General features: G+C 71.5%; 1 protein-coding gene. It reads right to left on the bottom strand.

The window, feature by feature from the left end; genetic code table 11:
- On the bottom strand, nt 1-3541 hold a 3541-nt coding region (locus tag TSO352_RS06680), incomplete at both ends, for an Ig-like domain-containing protein (RefSeq protein WP_247871932.1).

The raw sequence follows: 3541 nt of genomic DNA, 5'->3' as shown, positions 1-3541 counted from the left end.
TGTGCCCGCCGCTGCCCAGCGTGGAACTGGTGATCGACCACACGCCGCTGCCATCGGCGGTGCCGGTGCCGAGAACGGTGGTGCCGTCGTAGAGCGTGACGACGCTGCTGGCCTCCGCCGTGCCGGTGACGGTCGGGGCGGTGACGTTGGTGATGCGGTCGCTGGTGCTCGACCCGCTGTCCGAGCCCGACGCCAAGGCCAAACCAGTCGGCGCCGCGACTGTGGTGTCGATGGTGATCGCCAGCCCGGTCGATGCCGTGGAGCTGTTGCCGGCGACGTCCACCGCCGCGGCGGTCAGCGTGTGCCCGCCTTCGCCCAAGGTCGCGCTGGTGACCGACCACACGCCGCTGCCGTTCGCCGTGCCGGTGCCGAGAACGGTGGTGCCGTCATACAAGGTGACGACGCTGCTGGCCTCCGCCGTGCCGGTGATGGTCGGAACCACCATGTTGGTGATGCGGTCGCTGCCGCTCGACCCGCTGTCCGAGCCCGACGCCAAGGCCAAACCGGTCGGCGCCGTGATGGTGCTGTCGATGGTGACGGTCAACGCCGTCGACGCCGTGGAGGTGTTGCCGGCGACGTCCACCGCGGTGGCGCTCAGCGTGTGCCCGCCGCTGCCCAGGGTGGAGCTGGCGATCGACCACACGCCGCTGCCATCGGCGGTGCCGGTGCCGACGGCGGTGGCGCCGTCGTAGAGCGTGACGACGCTGCTGGCCTCCGCCGTGCCGGTGATGGTCGGAGCCACCACGTTGGTGAGGCGGTCGCTCCCGCTCGATCCGCTGTCCGAGCCCGACGCCAAGGCCAAACCCGTCGGCGCCGCAACCGTGCTGTCGATGGTGACGGTCAGTCCGCTCGACGCCGTGGAGCAGTTGCCCGCCACATCCACCGCGGTGGCAGTCAGGGTGTGCCCGCCGCTGCCCAGGGCAGAGCTGGTGATCGACCACGCCCCGCCGCCATCGGCGGTGCCGGTACCGACGGCGGTCGCCCCATCGTACAACGTCACAACGGCGTTGGCTTCCGCGGTGCCGGTGATGGTCGGGGCGGTGACGTTGGTGATGCCGTCGCTGCTGTTCGACCCGCTGTCGGAGCCCGAGGCCAGCGCCAAGCCGTCCGGCGTCGTGCTCGTGCTGTCGATGGTGACAGTCAGTCCGCTCGACGCCGTGGAGCTGTTGCCTGCCACGTCGACCGCCGCAGCGGTCAGCGTGTGCTCGCCGCTGCCAAGGGTGGCGCTGGTGATCGACCACACGCCCCGGCTGCTGGCCGTGCCGGTGCCAAGAACGGTGGTGCCGTCGTAGAGCGTGACGACGCTGTTGGCCTCCGCCGTGCCGGTGATGGTCGGGGCGGTGACGTTGGTGATGCGGTCGCTGCCGCTCGACCCGCTGTCGGAGCCCGACGCCAGCGCCAAGCCGTCCGGCGCGTTCGGCGCCGTCGTGTCGATGGTGATCGCCAGCCCGGTGGAGGCGGTGGAGCTGTTGCCCGCCACATCCACCGCGGTCGCGGTCAGGGTGTGCCCGCCGCTGCCCAGCGTGGAACTGGTGATCGACCACACGCCGCTGCCAGCGGCGGTGCCGGTACCGAGAACGGTGGTGCCGTCGTAGAGCGTGACGACGCTGCTGGCTTCCGCCGTGCCGGTGACGGTCGGAGCCACCACGTTGGTGAGGCGGTCGCTGTCGCTCGACCCGCTGTCGGAGCCCGACGCCAGCGCCAAGCCGTCCGGCGCGTTCGGTGCGGTCACATCGATGGTGATCGCCAAGCCGGTGCTGACCGAGGAGGTGTTGCCGGCCACGTCGATGGCCTGGGCCGTCAAGGTGTGAGTGCCATCGCCTCGGGCCGAGGCGGTGACGGTCCACGCACCGGCGCCGTCGGCGGTGGCCTGACCGATCAGATCGCCGCCGTCATAGAGCAGGACCGTGCTTCCGGCCTCCGCGGTGCCCGTCAACGTCGGCGTCACCACGTTGGTGATGCGGTCGCTGCCGCTCGATCCGCTGTCGGACGCGGTCGCCAGGGCCGGCACGGACGGAGTCGTCGCGGTGGTGTCGATGGTCAGCACCAGGGCCGACGACGCCACGCTGGTGCTGCCGGCCGCGTTGGTGGTGCGCGCGGTCAAGGTGTGTGCGCCGTCCGGCAGCGTCCCGGTCACGACCGACCACAACCCGGCCGCATCCGCCGTCACCGTGCCGACCGCGGTGCTTCCGTCATAGAGCGTGACGACGCCGTTGGCCTGGGCCGTACCGCTCAGCGTCGGCGTGGTGACGCGCGTGATCCCATCACCCGCCACGCCGCTGTCGGACGCCGCCGCCAGCGTGGGGGTCGACGGGGTGTCGGGCACCGACGCGTCGATGGTGATCGTCAGCGAGGAGGATGAACCCAGGGTGAGCGTCCCGCCCAACACCGCGGTGGCGTAGAGGCTATGCACGCTGTTGGACAACGTCGTCGTCGTGACCGACCACCCGCCCAGGGTGTCGGCGACCGCGGAGCCGACCAGCGTGCCGCTGTCGTAGATCGAAACCGTGCTGCCCGCTTCGGCCGTACCGGTGAGCGTCGGTGTCGCCACATTGGTGAGGCGGTCGCCCAGGGCGCCGCTGTCGGATCCCGAGTCCAGCAGCGGCGAGGAGGGAGCGCCCTGCAACGGGTTGCCGATGGTGATGACCAGATCGCCGGACGCGGTGCTGGTGTTGCCGGCCAGATCCACGGCCCGGGCGGTGAGCGTGTGCGGCCCGACGCCCAGTTCCGACGACGTGATCGCCCAGGTCCCGCTGCTGCCGACGGTCGTGGTGCCGAGCAGATTGCTGCCGTCGAAGAGCGACAGCACGGTGTCCTGCTCGGCCGTGCCGGTGATCTGCGGCGTCCGCACCGTCGTGATGTTGTCCAGGAGCGTGTCGCTGTCCGACGCGGGGTCGAGCGTCAGGTTGAGGGGCGCCGTCGGCGCCGTCGCATCGACGGTCACGGTCAAGGCCGTGGAGGCCGTGGAGGTGTTGCCGGCCACGTCCACCGCCTGCGCGGTCAGGGTGTGGGCGCCGTCGCTCAGGCTGGGGCTGGTGATCGACCACAGGCCCGCGGCATCCGCCGTGACCGTGCCGACGGCGGTGACGCCGTCGTAAAGCGTCACCGCGCTGTTCGCCTCGGCGGTGCCGCTGGCCGTCGGGGTGGTGACCTTGGTGGTCCGGTCGCTGTCGCTCGCCCCACTGTCCGAGCCGGACACCAGAGCCAGCCCGCCGGGCGTGGCCGAGGTCAAATCGATGGTGATCGCCAGCCCGGCGGAGGCGGTGGAGCTGTTGCCGGCCACGTCCACCGCCTGCGCGGTCAGGGTGTGGGCGCCGTCGCTCAGGCTGGAACTGGTGATCGACCACACGCCACTGCCGTCGGCGGTGCCGGTGCCGAGAACGGTGGTGCCGTCATACAAGGTGACGACGCTGCTGGCCTCCGCCGTGCCGGTGACGGTCGGGGCGGCAACGTTGGTGATGCGGTCGCTGGTGCTCGACCCGCTGTCCGAGCCCGAGGCCAGGGCCAGGCCGGTGGGCGCACCCGGCGCCGCAATGTCGAC

It is taken from the genome of Azospirillum sp. TSO35-2 (genome assembly GCF_003116095.1).
In the GTDB taxonomy this organism is placed as follows: domain Bacteria; phylum Pseudomonadota; class Alphaproteobacteria; order Azospirillales; family Azospirillaceae; genus Azospirillum.
Note: the sequence above shows the minus strand (reverse complement) of the source record. Positions and strands in the feature narration are given on the sequence as shown.